The organism is Methylophaga sp. F-2 (assembly GCF_056859315.1).
The window spans coordinates 1-16,854 of record NZ_JBSXOF010000015.1 but is presented as its reverse complement, the minus strand read 5'-3'; the positions used below and the strand labels follow the sequence as shown (position 1 = coordinate 16,854).

Annotated in this window: 13 protein-coding genes; 5 read left to right on the top strand and 8 right to left on the bottom strand. The window is 44.0% G+C overall.

Annotated elements, in window-relative coordinates; all coding sequences use genetic code 11:
• The 8 genes from AC13DA_RS02385 to AC13DA_RS02350 all read right to left on the bottom strand — a co-directional run bounded on the left by AC13DA_RS02385 (nt 1) and on the right by AC13DA_RS02350 (nt 10,056).
• Nucleotides 1-609, bottom strand: coding sequence for a biliverdin-producing heme oxygenase (locus tag AC13DA_RS02385; RefSeq protein WP_284451463.1), 609 nt, complete (start codon nt 607-609; stop codon nt 1-3).
• A gap of 80 nt (nt 610-689) precedes the next feature.
• Nucleotides 690-1,994 (bottom strand): tetratricopeptide repeat protein, encoded by a 1,305-nt coding sequence (locus tag AC13DA_RS02380; RefSeq protein WP_284451464.1) that lies wholly within the window; start codon nt 1,992-1,994, stop codon nt 690-692.
• Between the two features lie 12 nt (nt 1,995-2,006).
• Nucleotides 2,007-3,515: a surface lipoprotein assembly modifier gene (locus tag AC13DA_RS02375; RefSeq protein ID WP_284451465.1), complete on the bottom strand. Its 1,509-nt coding sequence runs from the start codon at nt 3,513-3,515 to the stop codon at nt 2,007-2,009.
• 75 nt (nt 3,516-3,590) lie between these two features.
• Entirely contained in the window at nt 3,591-4,319 is a 729-nt protein-coding gene (locus AC13DA_RS02370; protein WP_284451466.1) for a Slam-dependent surface lipoprotein, read from the bottom strand.
• Nucleotides 4,320-4,399: 80 nt separating this feature from the next.
• On the bottom strand, nt 4,400-7,447 hold the full coding sequence (locus AC13DA_RS02365) for a TonB-dependent receptor (protein ID WP_482945842.1): 3,048 nt from the start codon (nt 7,445-7,447) through the stop codon (nt 4,400-4,402).
• Nucleotides 7,448-7,646: 199 nt separating this feature from the next.
• Complete coding sequence (locus AC13DA_RS02360) at nt 7,647-8,597, bottom strand: FecR domain-containing protein (protein WP_482945841.1); 951 nt, start codon at nt 8,595-8,597, stop codon at nt 7,647-7,649.
• Complete coding sequence (locus AC13DA_RS02355; protein WP_284451469.1) at nt 8,594-9,559, bottom strand: FecR domain-containing protein; 966 nt, start codon at nt 9,557-9,559, stop codon at nt 8,594-8,596. The genes AC13DA_RS02360 and AC13DA_RS02355 overlap by 4 nt, the downstream gene beginning before the upstream one ends.
• Nucleotides 9,556-10,056: a sigma-70 family RNA polymerase sigma factor gene (locus AC13DA_RS02350; protein ID WP_284451470.1), complete on the bottom strand. Its 501-nt coding sequence runs from the start codon at nt 10,054-10,056 to the stop codon at nt 9,556-9,558. Before AC13DA_RS02350 ends, AC13DA_RS02355 begins: the two co-directional genes overlap by 4 nt.
• Before the next feature lie 257 nt (nt 10,057-10,313).
• On the opposite strand from AC13DA_RS02350, the gene AC13DA_RS02345 reads away from it, so the two are divergent.
• From AC13DA_RS02345 to AC13DA_RS02325, 5 genes are all read left to right on the top strand, one after another.
• A complete protein-coding gene (locus AC13DA_RS02345) occupies nt 10,314-12,710 on the top strand; it encodes a TonB-dependent siderophore receptor (protein ID WP_284451471.1) in 2,397 nt (798 codons plus the stop codon).
• Between the two features lie 5 nt (nt 12,711-12,715).
• On the top strand, nt 12,716-13,558 hold the full coding sequence (locus AC13DA_RS02340; protein WP_284451472.1) for an alpha/beta hydrolase: 843 nt from the start codon (nt 12,716-12,718) through the stop codon (nt 13,556-13,558).
• Between the two features lie 338 nt (nt 13,559-13,896).
• A complete protein-coding gene (locus tag AC13DA_RS02335) occupies nt 13,897-14,550 on the top strand; it encodes a competence protein CoiA family protein (RefSeq protein ID WP_284451473.1) in 654 nt (217 codons plus the stop codon).
• Between the two features lie 89 nt (nt 14,551-14,639).
• Nucleotides 14,640-15,497: a nucleoside 2-deoxyribosyltransferase gene (locus AC13DA_RS02330; RefSeq protein ID WP_284451474.1), complete on the top strand. Its 858-nt coding sequence runs from the start codon at nt 14,640-14,642 to the stop codon at nt 15,495-15,497.
• A gap of 141 nt (nt 15,498-15,638) precedes the next feature.
• Nucleotides 15,639-16,832, top strand: a complete 1,194-nt coding sequence (locus AC13DA_RS02325; protein WP_482945840.1) for an IS4 family transposase — start codon at nt 15,639-15,641, stop codon at nt 16,830-16,832.
• Nucleotides 16,833-16,854: the final 22 nt, after the last annotated feature.

Sequence of the window (16,854 nt, the reverse complement as noted above, 5' to 3'; positions counted from 1 at the left end):
TTAACTCGCTATAGCATCATCTATCATTACATCGTTAACGGCATCAGTGACAAAAATAAAAGCCTGTTTTGCCCCTGTTATTGCTTTTTCACGTTGTGCTGGAGTTAACTCCAGTTGGTCTAGCATCGCTTTAAACTGTTTCCAGTGAGTGGCGCGTCCGTCCGAGTGTGCTGCCATGTGGCTGGCACCAAAGGTTTCAGATAAGTTCAGTTGGTTTTTGACATGTTTGAGTAACATCGCCGCGCCCAGTGTTGAGCCCTCCAACGCATATAACCAACCAAGCCCCTCATATTCATCTGAAATCTTGATATAGCTTGCGATACGCTGATCTTCGCTCAGCAGCGTTTTATTTAATTCAACATCTTCACAGTCTGCTAAAACAGCATTAAGACGGCTGCGACCGCTGAGGTCAGGCAGTAAGTTTAAGAGATTGCTGTTGTGATACAGCGGTTCTGCTGCAGTATGAAGACGTAATTGCATACGCAGAAAGCCCCGATAATGTTCGCTATCTGCAAACGGGTTTAATTGCATCACACGCTTATCCAGTACTTCATGTAAGTCATGTGTTTCGCTGCGTAAGGCGTTTGAAAGAGTGAGTTGATCTGTCATCGGTTTATCCTGTAAATAAAAGTCTGTGTTATTTGATATACCGAAGCAGTTGCCAATTTCCGTAATGTATCCGCTGATTTTTATTGAAGTCTTTGTTTAAGGTCCTGGATGGTTAGATTGTAGGCTGCCGCTTTTTCAGATTTACCCCAGGCGATATAGAGTGACTGTAAATTTTGTAGCGCCAGCAATAAACTGTCATCATTTTCAGGAGTCGTTTTTTGTAAGTTTTCTACTGCCGTTAAGAAAGCGGTTTCGGCTTTAGCAAAGTCTCGCTTGTTGTAATACAGCGTGCCCAGATAGCCCGCTATACGTGCGGTTTGCACCGGATGTTCGCGAATGTGTTGGTACAGTTCTAAGCTTTGTTTTAATGAGGCTTCAGCCGCTTTAGCATTATGTTGGGCCAGTTGTATGCTACCCAGATTACCTAAGATAGTGGCTTGTTCGATGCTCTGTTGTTTGCCCAAAGCGGATAGTTGCGATAAGGCTTGTTGGTAATACTGTTCAGCTTGTTTTAGGTTATCTCGCTGTTGTTGGTATAGCCCCAACTCATTCAGTTGCATCACCATTGTCATGGAAGGTGTGCCCTGATTTTGTAATTTAACAAATTGTTCTCGGGTGGTGGCTGCTTTATCTGCTTGGCCTGATTTCTCATAAGCTTTGGATAGTAAACTCAGCAATGCTGGCAAATTCTCGGCTGCTGATGTTGTGTCATGACTAAGCTTCTTTTTCATGTGTTCAAGCGAGGTGATCGCTTGATATAACTGACCCTCATTTAGCTGGATATCAGCCGCTAATAGGACTAAATCGCTTTCTATCGATAACGGTAACGGGATATCTGCTTTATCCGTTGCGTCGGATAATGTGTCTGAAATCAGGTTTAATGCCTGTGGCTGCTTCCCAAGTGATATTAAGATCTGCGCTCTTAATAAAATAGCCTGCCATAATTTACCACCACCATCACTCTGACTGAGCTGGAACTGTTCTATGGATTCATCCAGCACACTATCAGCCTTATTTAACTGATTATTTTTTTGCAGTAATACGCCCTGATTAAATAATAAGGTGGCTATTTGCTCATCTGGTGAGGCTAGGACTTGTTTTGCCAAGCTCACCGCGGTTGATAAGCTTGTCATTGCCTGTTCATGTTGACCTTGTGCCTCCTGAATAAAGGCTAATAAATTAAGACTGCTGGCTTTATAGGCCGCCCCATTATCAGCTTTTTCTGTAATGGCAATCGCTTGTTTTATGGTTGTTTCAGCTGTTTGATAATCTTCTGCTTTAAATGCGTCAGTCGCCTGTGTTTGTAGAGTTTGCCAGCTATTATCGGCAGCGCTGGCATATAGAGAATAAAACGATAAAAACAGATAAAAAAGGATGCGTGACATAAATCTTCCCGATTAAAATTGTTTCTCAAGTCGGAGGCTCACAGCATTACGTTCATAGGAATAAAGCCAGTTCACATTGCTATGCACTTTTCGATGTTTCAGGGTGAGATTAGGTTCCAGCCCATAAAAACTCAGTCCGGGGAAACGCACGATAAGTGTGTAGTTTTGCTCAATATCTTCACGCTGCTCACCAAGTAAGGCATTAAATTCATCATGTTTGCGTTGACGCACAGAGGCAAAAAGCACGGCGTTAATGTCTTCATTGAATTCTTTGGACAGACCAGCTCTGATGCCTATTTGCTGATAGGTATAGGGGTCCACTTCAGCCTGTTTTTGCGTCCAGTCCACACCGCCAAAGACAGTCCAGCGGTGAGGAAATACATACCAGGCGGTGGCGTAAGCTGACCAGATATCACCGTTATAAGCAGCATAGTCTTCTTGTCGATACTGCTGATCTTTGTAGTCGGCTTCGAGTTTAAACAGCACACGATCAGACACATAATGTAACCACTCACTATGTAAACCCCAGGCACCGTACATGGAGCGCTGACCATAACGTGAGAAATCAAAAGAAGGGGCGAATGAAAACTGATCACGTTGAGCATGATAGCTATAGCCTAGCTGTGAGGTGATTTGGCTTTCATTGAAGTCAGAATGATCTTTATAACTTTGACCAAATAATAATGAACGGAAAAACACACCATGATGGCCTGATAAAGCAAATCGTTTATTCAGTGTGGCTTCGTAATCCAGGCCATGTGCTTTCACCGCTTCGGGTGTCTCGCGTTCGTAGAAGCAGACATTGCCAAAATAGAGTAAGCAACTGTAGCTTTCGGAGGATTGGTTCAAATTATCGGCCCAGGTTGGGCCAATGGAAAAGGAACCTTGCCATGACTGGCGTTTATCTAAAGCCTGTAAAAAACTATCTACCGTGGTGCTAACGCCTTGCTGACGTGCATCGGCAGGATTTAATGTCTGTTGAATGCTGCCAAACACCTGATCTGACTCTACATCTTTCCTATTTTCAAATAGCACGCGTGCGAGTTCTAACTGACCGGGCAAAAAGTCGGGTTTTAAGTCGATAAGCTGGCGGTATTCAGTTTCTGCCTGTTCCAGATTACCTTCCATCCGGGCAATAGCACCCCGTGCATAGGCGAGCAGCATAGGATCTGCATCAGCAAATTCTTCATATTCTTGCAGAAAAAACTTCACCGACGACCACTGTTTTTTCTGCAATGACACATACAAGGCACGGCCGACATCATTACTGTTGCGCTGAACGGTGTATGACTGACCATCGATGATTAAACTGGGGCGTTCTCCTCGTAGATAATCCTCATCTTTCAGGATTTCCTGCTCTTGTTGATCAGCGCGTAACTCAATGCCCTGATTTAAGCGAAGTGAGGTGTCTTTATCATCTGCCCAACTATCCGGGCTGCTTATGCATAAAACCATAAGGCATAAAAACGCTATCCATCCTGAAGTGGGATAGTGGTGAGATCGGTATACATCAAACATCATGTTGAAACTCATGAAAAGGAAAAAGCCAGATGCCCGGAAGCATCTGGCCATGTTTCATCCTTGAACTAACAATGATTATTTAGCACCACCAAAAGCAGTGTCGTAATCACGGTTAGTAAATTTAGCAATCCCTGCTAAAGCGGCAGCATCAGCCCCATAGAAGTGACCTTCAGTAGTACCTATAGTTGAGCTATTAGCTAAAGCGGCACCTGAGAAGCTGGCATCTGTGCTGTTAATTGATGCATTGATAGCAATGCTTAGACCGCTTCTGCTCATTGAGCCGGATAGGTTGCCAGTGCCGAAGTTAGCGTTCAGCGTACCGGTCAGTAAGTTAGAGCCGTTGTAATTGTTGATACCTTTAACGGTATAGGCCGCTGTACCAGTAGTTGGCATAGTGGTGCCTGTGTCATCACCTGAGTAATAAACCACACGGGTTGGATCGTTTGTGGTGCCATTTTGTGACCATTCACCAAAATAGACTTCCTGTCCTGATACTTTAGCGAAATCAAAATTACCCAGAGATGCGTGAGAAGGCGGCATCATGGCCGGTGTAATGGTGTAGATACCATTGCCATCAGCACTAACCATGCTGGTAAGGTTTGAGAAACTTACCATTGCACCACCATAAAAAGCAGTAACGCCAACACCTGGTGCCCCGATGGTTCCAGGGTGTGAAGGAATAGTACTAGTGATTCCACCCACAGTTATATCACCTAAATAGCTTTGACCTGATTCTGTCGCATGAGCCATACCACTTAGACCTAAAGCTAAAGCAAGAATTGATAGTTTTTGTAATGTTTTCATCATATTGTCCTCGTATTTAAAAAATAGTTAGTTATTCGGTAACACTGCTTTTTTTGAGAAACCACCTCCTTGTCTCATGATTAAAATTTAGCCGTGAGGCTGAGTTTGAATGTGCGTCCTGGAGCTGGAATGGCAGAACGACTCATCGGATCGATGTAATATTCATTGCTGAGATTGGTGCCGGTCAGCTCTACACTGATGTCATCGTTTAACTGGTAGCTGGCATAGGCATCAAATAATAGGATGGTGTCCCATGACAGTGGCGTATTAGCGAAGAAAGTGATGTCTGAAGGATCACGATAATTACTTTCAAACTTGTCCTGATGTTTGTAGTAATAGGTGACACGGCTTCCCAGCTCTAATTTACGATTGAAAAATCGCCCACCTAACGTCCAGTTAGCGGTGTATTCCGGCATAGCCATGCTCACCAGGTATCCGCCGACAAAGCCATCTTCAACACAATCACTGGTGGAGCGGTAATCTAATACAACAGCAGATGATTCATCACAGACTTCATTTTCGAAGTTATAAGCAAGGCTCAGGTTGGTGAAAAAGCCGCCATTGTCATAGCGTCCCTGAAACTCAATGCCTTCCAGTGTTTGTTTTTCCAAATTACTGAAGTGACTATTAGGATCACGTTCGATAACGTTTTCAGTACGGTTATAAAAATAGCTGAGTTTGATATCGGCATAATCCGCATCAAAAACCCCTGCCAAGTTATGCACATAACCCACTTCATAGTTATAAATATGCTCTGGTTTTAACTCATAATTTGGATTGGGCAGTGAGGCTGAAAAGCTAATGGTATTTTCAAATAAACTGGGGAAACGATAAGCCTGACTATGACGAGCATAAATGCGACTATCGTCATTCAGATCCATCGCAACCGACAGAACCGGAGCCCAGCCATCCCCTTTGAGGTGTTTCACCTTTTTAATGGTTTGCACATTACCAATGACCTGCGCCCCGTTATGACATGCCGTCACATTGGCTTCTATCGTTAAACAGGGGTGATTATTTCTATAATATTTTCCATCTTTACCGACTTTCCAGACGCTCTCATAGGATGCCGTTTCCGTTGTACCTACAGTATCTTGAATCTGCTGGATGAATGCGTCTACGTCAGCGCCCATTGACTCCCAGAAGGCACGGTTATCCTCCCAATTCTGTATTTCTGGATCGACATCAGCCTGAGTAATCACTTTGTCATATTCAACGTGGATGGTTCTTCCTATCGTAGGCGCATAACTATTGAGGCTGGTGTTACCTGCATCCAATTGGCTTTTACGAAAATCATCAAACGTCCAGAAAGAGGAATAACGCATACCGGCATCCACACTAAGAAAGTGTGTCGGTTTCCAGGCAAAGTTGAAGTTCATCTCTTTTTCCTGACGACGCCCAGCTTTGGGAAACATTCTGAAAACACTGTCTAGTTCAGGGTCACCGTATTGATCATCTGAGCGTAATTTTTCATGTTGATAACGACCGCCTACGGTGAGATCAAGGTTATCCATCAAAGCAAAGGTATTGCTTAAGGTGACGCCTTTACGATCTTCTTTGGCATTTCTGATTGCCGTATTCCGCAAGCGAGTATCACCAGAAGCATTTCGGTCATAAGGTTCATTGGGGTAACCGCCACCGGTATAGGTATCACTGACGGTATCCGTTCTCCAGACACTCGCGTAAAAGTCGACCCAGCGATTGGTTTCAGGGTTGAGTTCGTATTCGAGGTTGTAGGCTTTTGCTTTGACCTCACTTAAAGGCCATTGCGGTACGCCTTCATCGACGGCTCTTTCCCATGAAATACGTGACGGGAATATTTCACCATAAGTGGTAGAGGTATCCCTATAACCGAATGACAGGCTCTCAACATCACTGAATTTGAGTTTGGCTTTGGCTAACCAGGATTCCATTTCACTGGAGGTGTTGGGTAATTCATCTCCTGGCTTATAGATATTTGCCAAGTCCGGAATCATATTGTCTTGAAGATTATCTGAGCCGCGGGAGTAGAAACCATCCTGATGTTTACCGGCAAAATGGTTACCTTTTTTGCGATAAGCGTAAGCCCCCATCAGATCAAATTTTTCCTGACGCGTACCAACGGCCAGACGATAGGCATAGTCAGCGAAGTAGTCTTGCCCACCAGAATGAGGTTCGACATAAAGCGTTGGATCGTAGATATCACCGACAGGATCGAATCCAGGAATATCGGTATAAGACTGACCCGTTGATAACCGGGGCACATTTGCATCCACGGCATTATTGCTACCTTCAAGTTTGAGCTCACCGCCAAATGCTTCACCTGGTTTTAGGATGTCATCCACCGTGAGCGTATTTGCTACGATGGCACCACCAATGCCGCTATGGACATTACGTTCCAGGTTGGGGCCTTTGATCGCTTTGATATTGCCGATGAGGTTGGGGTCGATATAACTCCGGTTATTGGCACCGTTGTAACCACGCCAGATAGTAATGGCCTGCTCGGTACCATCGATTGTGAGTGGCACACGGCCAGGGCCTTGAATGCCTCGGATATTCGGATCAATCCCGCCACTGTTTCGGGCATCGGCGCTATAAACATTGAGCATGCCACTGAGCATATCGGCGGGTGATGAACCTTTGAATCGCTCTAACTCTTGTTTTCCGACATAGGTGCTGGAGATATTTTTATCAAACACATCGTTGTAACCAATGGTGTCTTGAGTAAAAAGTAGTGTGTCACCCACAATGTCGATTTTGCCTAAATCCACGCTGCTTTCATCTTCAGATAAGGTGAGTGTGGGTACAGGTTCGATACGGAAGCTGCCGTCAGGTTGTTTAACGGCAGTGAGTCCAGTGCCAGCCAGCAAGGTTTGCAGGCCTTGTTGAGCGCTATAGTCACCCACCAATCCATTGCTGTGCTGGTGATTGACCAGAGAGGAGTCAACATACAAGGCAATACCGGCATTGAGACCAAATTGACGTAAAACCTGATCCAGGCTGCCTGCAGATAAAGAAAAAGACTGAACATCCGTGTTGCTGTCTTGTGCATAAACGCATTGGCTGACACCGGCGAACAAACCTGTGGCAGCACACATATTAAGCGTTATGAATAAAGTGGGTAGTCGCAAGAAACGACGTAACGGCATGTTTCAGTTCCTTCAGTATTAGTCAGTAAATATGGTTTGTACTTGTAATACCGAATGTGGAGTGAAAACCCGTAATAATAATTATTCGCATTAACTGATTGTTAGGCGAGCTGATCCATGTGAAGTGATTATCCATTTGTTTTTATTGGGGAAATTTAACGGGTGTGATTAGCTAAGAAAGTCGTTAACCACAGAAAAATTAGGACGTCAGTGGTTTGATACTGACCCAGTAAGGAGTGAAGTAGCTGACTCTGACAGGCAAAATTTCAGTGAGCTTTTCCAGCACGCGATCACTATCTTGTACAGAAAAAATACCGGTAATCGTTAAACGATTGAGTTCGGGGCTAACGCGAACAATACCTGTGCGGTATCTGGCTAGCTGTTGGACAAACTCATTTAACGGCATATCTGCTACCGCGAGTTTACCTTCCTGCCATAAGCTCGAGATAGGATCCGCCTGGAACGGCTGAGCGATTTGGACTGCTGAAAAGTTAACACCTTCACCAGCAGGAACTATGGTATGTAAGTCAGGTGTTTCTGTTGGTGTGATTCTCACCCGACCTTCAAAGACCGTTAACTGTGTTTCTAACTCAGATTGCTGCACATTGAAACGTGTTCCCAGTGGCTCTATAACACCATCGCGACTAACAATTGACAGAGGCCGGGCATCTTTACCGGTATCAATCGAGATTTCACCATGAAGTAAAATGATTTTACGAGAGACAGCGTCAAATTGAACATCAACCTTACTGTCCGTATTGAGTGCTAATGTGGTGCCATCGCTTAATTGCCAATGACGAATCTCGCCTTTGGCCGTGACATAAGAAGTGCCATTCACCTGTGAAGGCAACCAGCGATCCATGCTGATTGCTCCGACACCGATCCCGACACCAGCCACGGTTAGCAGTTGACGACGACTGATACCACTACGATGTTGTAAAACTTTGCTGCCGACATGTCTGTCGGGCACCGCGTTAAATTGCTGTTGCAGGTTTAACACTTGTTGCCATGCTTTTTCATGAATGGGGTCAGCTTCAAGCCACTGGTGAAAAGCTTGTTTATCCCCTTCTGATACATCATCTGCCCAGAGTCTAGCCGCCCAAATACAAGCTTGATTGATCGGATCGGTTTTTGTGAGAGGCTGTGTCATAGACTTGTTTCTCTCGGCACAATTGTGACCCAATAGCGTGTGCGTGAATGAATCGAGACGAGGAGGGCCTGTGCCATTTGTTGCAAGGCTTTATCCGTGTCATTGAGTGGAAAAACCCCGCTAACCTTCAGATCGGCGACCGCGTCATCACAGCGTAAAATGCCAGAGCGATAACGTGATAGCTCATTAATGAATTGCGACACCGGCATTTGTTCAGCGACCAGCTTATTTTGTCTCCAACTGGTGATGGTCGGATCCGCTGTCACTGTTTCAGTAAGTTGATGATCATTAAAACGAATTCTTTCACCTGCGTTTAAGGTGAGCTGTTGCTGTGCATGATGAATTAACACGCTGTCTTGAATTACGGTCACTTCGGTGGTGTTAGCATTTTGCCTGACATTAAATTGTGTGCCCAGCGCTTCGATTTGACCTTGTGCCGTCATCACAATAAATGGCTGATTAACAAACTCGGCTGCATGACCCGTAGAAATAAACACTTCACCCTGATTGAGATGAATCAGGCGTTGTTTGCCATTAAACACAACATCAATAGCCGTATCGGTATTCAGTTGCAAGTGACTGCCATCTGCCAAGTGCACTTCTCGTGTTTCACCAATACCGGTACTGTAGTCTGACATGGCCTGTTGCCAGACATCCGTCTTGTGGATACCAAAGCCCACACTGGCTGAGCCAATAAATATTCCCACCCACTGTAAAAACTGGCGACGACTATTCTGTTTCGATGTCAGTAAAGCACTGTTGGCAGCATGTTGGGGTAAGCGTTCAAACCGCTCAGACATGGATATTAAGACTTGCCAGGCTTGTTCATGCTCTGAACTTTGCTGACGCCAATGTTCACAAGCCTGTTTATCTTCAGGGCTGGCATCCTCTGCCCATAATCTGGCCATCCATGACGCCGCCGTCTCGATAATGTCTGAGCTTGGGTGCGGTGATGCACTCATGATGGCACTTTCACACTATGCAGAAAACAGGCGGTTAATGCTTTAGCCACGTACTTTTCTACTGAAGAAACTGAAACATTCATGACGGCGGCAATCTCCCGATAACTCATACCATCCAGCTTTCTCATTAAAAACGCCTGGCGAACATGATTCGGCAGGGTTTGCAGCATTTGGTCAATTTCCAGCAAAGTTTCCACCACAATATGCTGAGTTTCTTCACTGGGTATATCTTGTTCTGGAAGGTGGCGAACAGTTTCCAGATAAGCCGCCTCAATTTGTCGCCGCCGAAACAGATCAATGACCAGACTTTTGGCAATACGAGTGAGATAGCGCCGCGGCTGATCATCTGTCGGAATCGTATTAGACAGCATCACCTTAATATAGGTGTCGTGAGCGATATCTGCCGCACTGTGCTCACATCCCAAACGGCCACGCAGCCAGCGATGTAACCAGCTATGGTGCTCCCGATATAAGGTTTCAATATTGTGTTGAGACATGAGTAGAAAACAATGACTTACATTTGATAATGAGATACATTATCGTTTAAAGACCTGCTGATCAAGTTTTTTTACATATCTGAAAATCTTCCTGTGACATTGTTATTTATTCGTTACTAGGTAGGTTTACTTTTCTTAAAACCAATGTGTTTTCATAGTGTTAAAAATTATTTTCCAAAAAATGAAAATTTCTTTATGGGTTTTTGTTTGTTCAATCGAAGTACAGGTAAAGACAATTTATTCACTAAGAGGTTGATATGTCCTACCTGAAAACATCTAGCCAGAGTCGATACGTTTTTAAAGTTTTACCCTTAAGCGTAATGATGGCGGTAGCCATTGGCTCAGCGGTTATCACCGTCTCAGACCAAGCCCATGCTGAAACATCACAAGCTTCCACTCAGGCATTTAATATTGCTGCTGGGCCACTTGATCAAGTATTAAACCGCTTTGCTCTAGCTGCGAATATTGATCTGTCCGTGAATTCGCAAATCACGGCGAACAAACGTAGCAATGGCCTGGTAGCGAGTGTCGATGTACAGACAGGCTTGCAACGTTTGTTGTCATCTCATGGTTTAGTTGCCATAAAAACATCCGCCACCAGCTACACCGTAAAACAAGTCACAGATGGTTCAGAAGCTGGCGTGGATTTGCCGGTGGTCAATATCGATGCTGATGGCGTGAGTGAAACAGCTACAAGTCCGGTAGAAGGTTATTTAGCGACACGTAGTGCTTCAGTCACCAAAACGGACACACCACTGATTGAAATGCCTCGTTCCGTCACGGTGGTCACAGCGGATCAAATTAAAGACCGTAAAGTGCAAACCGTTGAAGATGCCGTGGCCTATGTCGCAGGGGTAAGAATAGGTAACTCAGGTTATGACCCACGCTTTGATCAGATCACAATTCGCGGGTTTGATGTCACCACTGATGCTGATTATCGGGATGGTTTACGTCAGTCGAATTCTGGCTGGCTATCTTATTTACGCACAGAGCCGTATGGTTTGGAGCGAATTGATGTCGTTAAAGGACCGGACTCTGTTTTATTCGGGCAAATCAGCCCAGGTGGTTTGGTCAACCGTGTCAGCAAGCGCCCAACAGCCGAAGCTATTCATGAAGTAGAAGTACAAGCAGGGACCGATGATCACTACCAAGGGCAGTTTGATTTTGCCGGTAAAGTGGGTGACACCGATGAATGGACCTATCGCGTTGTCGGGCTGGCTCGTAAAAGTCGTTCAGACATTGTTGGCGTGATAGACGACAATCTGTATTTTGCCCCTTCATTAACCTGGCGTCCTAATGATGACACCAGCCTGACATTGTTGGCACAACGTCAACGCTATGAAACAGCAGGTTCACCACGACCTTTCGCCATTGATGGTGAGCATGTCACCGATTTTTGGGGTGGCGATGTCGATTTCGATAAGTTGCTACAGACGCAAACATCTGTGGGTTATGAATTTGAGCACCGTTTTAATGACACATTTACCTTACGTCAGAATGCTCGCTATAGCTATGTGGATACAACAAATCAGTATGCAGATGGCACCTTAAACGCAGACGGTCATACGCTCGATAGAACCGCTTATGGTGTCTATGAGGATATGCATAATCTGGTGATGGATACGTCGCTCGAAAGCCAATTCTCTACGGCCATGTTGAGTCATAAATTATTAACTGGGCTCGACTACTATCAAGTAAATAGTCGTGTCAGATACGCCTATGGCGATGCCCCGACCATCGACATGTTAAACCCTGACTACCGTCAGTCTATCTCTCGTCCATCGACATTGATCTCAAACGATAAAAATGAAGGTGAGCAGGTCGGGCTGTACGTGCAAGATCAAATCGCGCTTAATAACTGGCGCTTATCGCTTGGTTTGCGTCATGACAAGGTTGAAAAAGAAACGCATGATTATTTAGCCCAAACGCGAAAAAGCCTGGATGATCAACAAACAACCGGCAGTGCCGGTTTACTCTACGCCTTTGATAATGGCATTAGTCCCTACATCAGCTATGCGACCTCATATATTGCTACTTTTAGTAGTAACGTAAATGGTCAGCAGTACAAGCCAACAGAAGGTGAGCAATGGGAAATTGGGCTTAAATATAAGCCAGTCGGATTGGACAGCTTTTTTACTGCCAGCGTCTTTGATTTGACACAACAAAATGTGTTGACGCAAGACCCGAATGACATCAATAACCAGATTCAAAAAGGTGAGAAACAGGTTAGAGGTCTTGAATTAGAAGCGAATACTCAATGGGAGTCAGGCCTACAACTTGTTGCTAGTTATACCTATCAGAGTGCCAAAGTGACAAAAAGTAATGATGGCGATGAAGGTAAACAGTTTGTCGGCATACCGAGACACATGGCCTCATTATGGACAAACTACCCTATGACGACGAATTGGAAAGTAGGTGGTGGTGTACGTTGGGTTGGTGAGTCATATAGTACCAGTGATAATACGCAGAAAAATGGCGCTTACACCATCGTTGATGCACGCACTTCTTATGACCTGACGCAGTGGGTTCGCGGTGCAACCGTCGCTATCAATGCCACGAATTTGTTCAATAACGAATACGATACCTGTGAGTATGGCTATTGCTACCGCGGTATTGGTCGTAAAGTCATCGCCAGCTTTAACTACAACTGGTAAGTCTGATGTTGAGATTAAGACAGATACTTAGTTTTTTCATCGTCATGTGCTGCTACCTGCCTTTGCAGGTAGTGGCTCAACCCGTTTCTTTACCAGCCTCTGAGCAATTCACCCTGAAAAACAAAGCAGGACAGGATTATCAGATTATGGTGAGCTTGCCTGGAAACCAAACTCCCGATGAGCCTATGCCGGTGTTGTATATTCTGGATGGTAACTCCGTGTTTGCTGCCTTTCATGACGCTAAACGAATGGAATCAGACTATGCCGACACACTGATTGTAGCGGTGGCTTACCCCACCGATAAGCCGTTTGATTTTTATCGACGTTCTTATGACTTTTCACCCCCTGTACCCAAAGAAGTGAATGACCCACCACAAGGTGGGCAAGACGAATTTATCGACTTCTTAAAAAACACCTTACAGCCTGAAATCGCTCGTCGTTATGACATTAACCAAGAACGGCAGTCACTCTATGGTCACTCTTTCGGTGGCATGTTTGCCCTTTATGCGCTGTACACCCAGCCAACCCTGTTTCAACATTACATCGTCTCCAGCCCCAGCCTGTGGTGGGCACATCGTTATCTCATGCCGCATGAGCAAACGTTTATGAAACAGGTTAAAACCGATGAAGTCTCAGTGGTCGATAAAAGCTTGTATCTGCTAGTGGCAGAGGGTGATGATGTGCAGGAACGGCAGGATATTGAGCTGCTGGCAGACCGAATGAAAGCCCTGTCAGCCTATGGTTTCCGAAGTGCCTATTACCTGCAAGAAGGGGAAGATCATATGTCTTTACCCGTCACTATAGCTCATCGTGTATTACGGCAAGCATTTAATCCAAGGCTTTATTAAAATTTCGTTTGTGACATTTGATGCTGAATTAAGCCCTGATAGGTTTTTACCATCGGGGCTTATTTATATCGAGTCACTAATCGACAAGAAAAAGTGACCGTTGTACTATTCGTGAGAGCTGATATTTTTGCGTCATGCGCTTTTCAATAATAGCGGCGAGTTATGCAAATGGATTTAACGAGATAAGAAATGGAGTGCTTGTCATGGTCGTTACCCCACCCCTGAAATATCTTCATTCCACAGACAATAAAATCAGAGAAATAAAGCTATCCATAATGTTATTCCATATTCCGTGTAACAGCCGTAAAGCGCAGTTTTAGACGTAGGAGGCCCCGAATATGAATGTGTACGCTTACCATCCAAGTGATCCAACGAAAAAACCAGTTCATATGGATGAGTGGATGGTTGAATATGGTCCAGACTGCGATGGTTGCTGTCGTATTTGTAACACGTCAGTATTCGTTAAGGGCGACAAATCACAAAAACAGACGCATTTTGCACACTACAAGGATTCTGGCTGTCCAACTGTAATAGAAAACCACAAGCCATATGATTGTTTTAAAAATCTTCCTAGAGATCCAGCTTTAGCGGAGTCGGCAAAAGAATGGGCTTTTCAAAATATCGATAGCATATATGAAAAACTAAAAAAGTTTGTCAAAGCTCTCTCTTGGCTAGAATTACACGACTTGCTCGAAGTCGCACGACGGGAAGATATTTGGTCGCTCAAGGGGATGCCGCACGATTATATTCCATATGTGCTGCTAACCTGCACAAGTAAATTCGAAGCAAATAAAAAATACAGAAGAGAAAAATCCTGCTGTTTTGTTCTTGAGCCATCACCTGAGAGCGGTGAGTTTTGGAATTCAGAAGGCATACAAAAACGGTATCTCTGGGAAATAACTCTTCCAAGTAAAGATGTAGTTCATCATCAAATTAAACTTGAAACTCCAGAGCCGTGGTATATGCATCGGATTAATGATCTACTGTCATAATACCCCTAACAATCACGTTAATGGGATTGGTTTTCCGCTCTCCCTCCAAATCAATTTGCTACATTGGCGTTAGCTTTAAGAGGATTCCTATGGATAAAGCAGACACAAACATATTTGCCTTCGTTCTAATGCCGTTTAATGAAACATTTGATGATGTATACAAATTGGGTGTCAAAGATACGGCAGCTCAGCTGGACATTAAAGCTGAAAGGGTAGATGAGCAGATTTTTCAAGAAGGAATATTAGAAAGGATATATAGACAAATAAAAGCAGCCGACCTTGTCATTGCTGACATGTCAGGACAAAATCCAAATGTTTTTTACGAGGTTGGGTATGCACACGCTATGGGCAAACTTTGTGTCCTGATGACTAATAATGCTTCTGACATTCCTTTTGATTTAAAACACCATAGACATATCGTCTATGGTGACTCTATAAGCAATCTTAAGGAGAGGTTGGCAGAAGAACTAGCTTGGGCAAAAAATGAAATAACAAATGTGCAAGCAAGTAGGGTTAAAGTTGTTCTCAAGGAAATCTATGGGAACCTAGAAAAAACGAAATATTTTGCTAAAGGTGTGGTCGAAATAAAGATTGACCTTCTCAACGATTCAAGCACACCTTCTGCAGACATCGAAGCAATATATTTCTATTCAGGTAAAGGCTGGACATTGATTCAGGATGGGCGCGAATGCCCAACAACTGACTCTGACATCTCAGATTTTGGTGCAAGACATTTTTTGACGCCACCATTAAGAAAATTACATAAAAATTCTTGGGCGCAATTAAAGTTTGAGGCCAATAAAATGCTAGCTTGGGCAATAGAAGGAGATGAATTGAAGGATTCATACCGTGTAACAGGTCGAAGTGTAGTTCGTCTAGTTACATCTGAAGGGAACTTTGATTATGAGCTCTCACTAGACGTTACCATTGATGAAATCCCATTTTAAAAATCAGAGAATCAAGGGGGCAGCCACTGACCAATCCCCACGAAAGGCATATTAAAAACAATGAGTTAAAATCAAAAAAAGGAACTCTCATGATATTTAACGATCGGATCAGTTACCACACTTATCAAATCAGGAAATACCATGAGAGCCCAGACTATTCTGAATACATTCTTAAACGATGTCACGCCCAGCATGCATAAAGTTCGACGAGCCAGTTTATGTGCGGTATTGAGTAGTGTACTGTCAGGTAGTCAACTATCCATTACCGCTATTGGCCGTAATATTGATAGTAAAACAAGCGAGAAACATCAAATAAAACGTAGTATGCGTCTCGTGAGTAATCCTCATCTTTATCATGAAAGCAGAGCCATATATTCGGCTTTGGCGATGCGGTTAGTTGGTCAACAAACTCATCCTGTTATTTTGGTCGACTGGTCTGATTTAGATCCACGCAAACAACATTTTTTATTACGGGCATCAGTGGCAATTGATGGCCGCTCACTGACCCTGCTTGAGCAAATCTATACCGTAGCTGAAAAAGACAAACCCACTATTCATAAACAGTTTATGGAAAGACTCAAAGCCATGTTGCCGGTTGATATTAAACCTATCATCGTCAGCGATGCGGGGTTCCGAGTACCGTGGTTTCAGCTCATTACTTCCCTAGGCTGGGATTATGTTGGACGGGTTAGAAACAAAACCATGTGTAAACAACACGAGGAGGATGACTGGTTTTTAACGCGAGAACTTTATCAACAGGCCACCACACGAGAAAAGTATTTAGGCCAATATAGGATGCGACGCAAGAACAGCTTTATAACGCATCTTGTCGTTTATAAACAAATAAGCAAAGGCCGTAAAAAGCTCACAGCAACAGGGGAACGTTCACGTGCCAGTTCCAACTCACGTTCTAATGCCAGCCGTGAACAAGAGCCCTGGTTACTCGCCACTTCATTAACGTGTAATAAAGTAAGAGATACCAAAAAGATAGTGAAACTCTATCGAACACGAATGCAAATTGAAGAAAGCTTTCGAGACTTAAAAACAGGGCTCAATTTTAATGTAAGCAAAACCCGTAAGTTAAATTATCTCTGTGTTTTATTACTGATTGCCATGCTAGCTCAATACGTTCTATTTTTGCTGGGAATGGTCATGACACTGACGAAAAGTCATCTTGGTTATCAAGCGAATTCGATTAAAACACGGTCTGTTTTATCCTATCAATATATTGGATTGAGGGCATTTCGAGACCGACGATTACGATTAAAAAAACGAGAGTGGGAAGCAGCGAATAAAAAAATACAGTTGTTGATGCAGGTGCCAGTTTATGACTAGATTATTTGTGGGGATCCGTCAG

Excerpts from the sequence above, each read along its gene's own strand:
- AC13DA_RS02385 (WP_284451463.1), bottom strand. The coding sequence starts at position 609 with ATGACAGATCAACTCACTCTTTCAAACGCCTTACGCAGCGAAACACAT.
- AC13DA_RS02380 (WP_284451464.1), bottom strand. The coding sequence starts at position 1,994 with ATGTCACGCATCCTTTTTTATCTGTTTTTATCGTTTTATTCTCTATAT.
- AC13DA_RS02375 (WP_284451465.1), bottom strand. The coding sequence starts at position 3,515 with ATGATGTTTGATGTATACCGATCTCACCACTATCCCACTTCAGGATGG.
- AC13DA_RS02370 (WP_284451466.1), bottom strand. The coding sequence starts at position 4,319 with ATGAAAACATTACAAAAACTATCAATTCTTGCTTTAGCTTTAGGTCTA.
- AC13DA_RS02365 (WP_482945842.1), bottom strand. The coding sequence starts at position 7,447 with ATGCCGTTACGTCGTTTCTTGCGACTACCCACTTTATTCATAACGCTT.
- AC13DA_RS02360 (WP_482945841.1), bottom strand. The coding sequence starts at position 8,597 with ATGACACAGCCTCTCACAAAAACCGATCCGATCAATCAAGCTTGTATT.
- AC13DA_RS02355 (WP_284451469.1), bottom strand. The coding sequence starts at position 9,559 with ATGAGTGCATCACCGCACCCAAGCTCAGACATTATCGAGACGGCGGCG.
- AC13DA_RS02350 (WP_284451470.1), bottom strand. The coding sequence starts at position 10,056 with ATGTCTCAACACAATATTGAAACCTTATATCGGGAGCACCATAGCTGG.
- AC13DA_RS02345 (WP_284451471.1), top strand. The coding sequence starts at position 10,314 with ATGTCCTACCTGAAAACATCTAGCCAGAGTCGATACGTTTTTAAAGTT.
- AC13DA_RS02340 (WP_284451472.1), top strand. The coding sequence starts at position 12,716 with ATGTTGAGATTAAGACAGATACTTAGTTTTTTCATCGTCATGTGCTGC.
- AC13DA_RS02335 (WP_284451473.1), top strand. The coding sequence starts at position 13,897 with ATGAATGTGTACGCTTACCATCCAAGTGATCCAACGAAAAAACCAGTT.
- AC13DA_RS02330 (WP_284451474.1), top strand. The coding sequence starts at position 14,640 with ATGGATAAAGCAGACACAAACATATTTGCCTTCGTTCTAATGCCGTTT.
- AC13DA_RS02325 (WP_482945840.1), top strand. The coding sequence starts at position 15,639 with ATGAGAGCCCAGACTATTCTGAATACATTCTTAAACGATGTCACGCCC.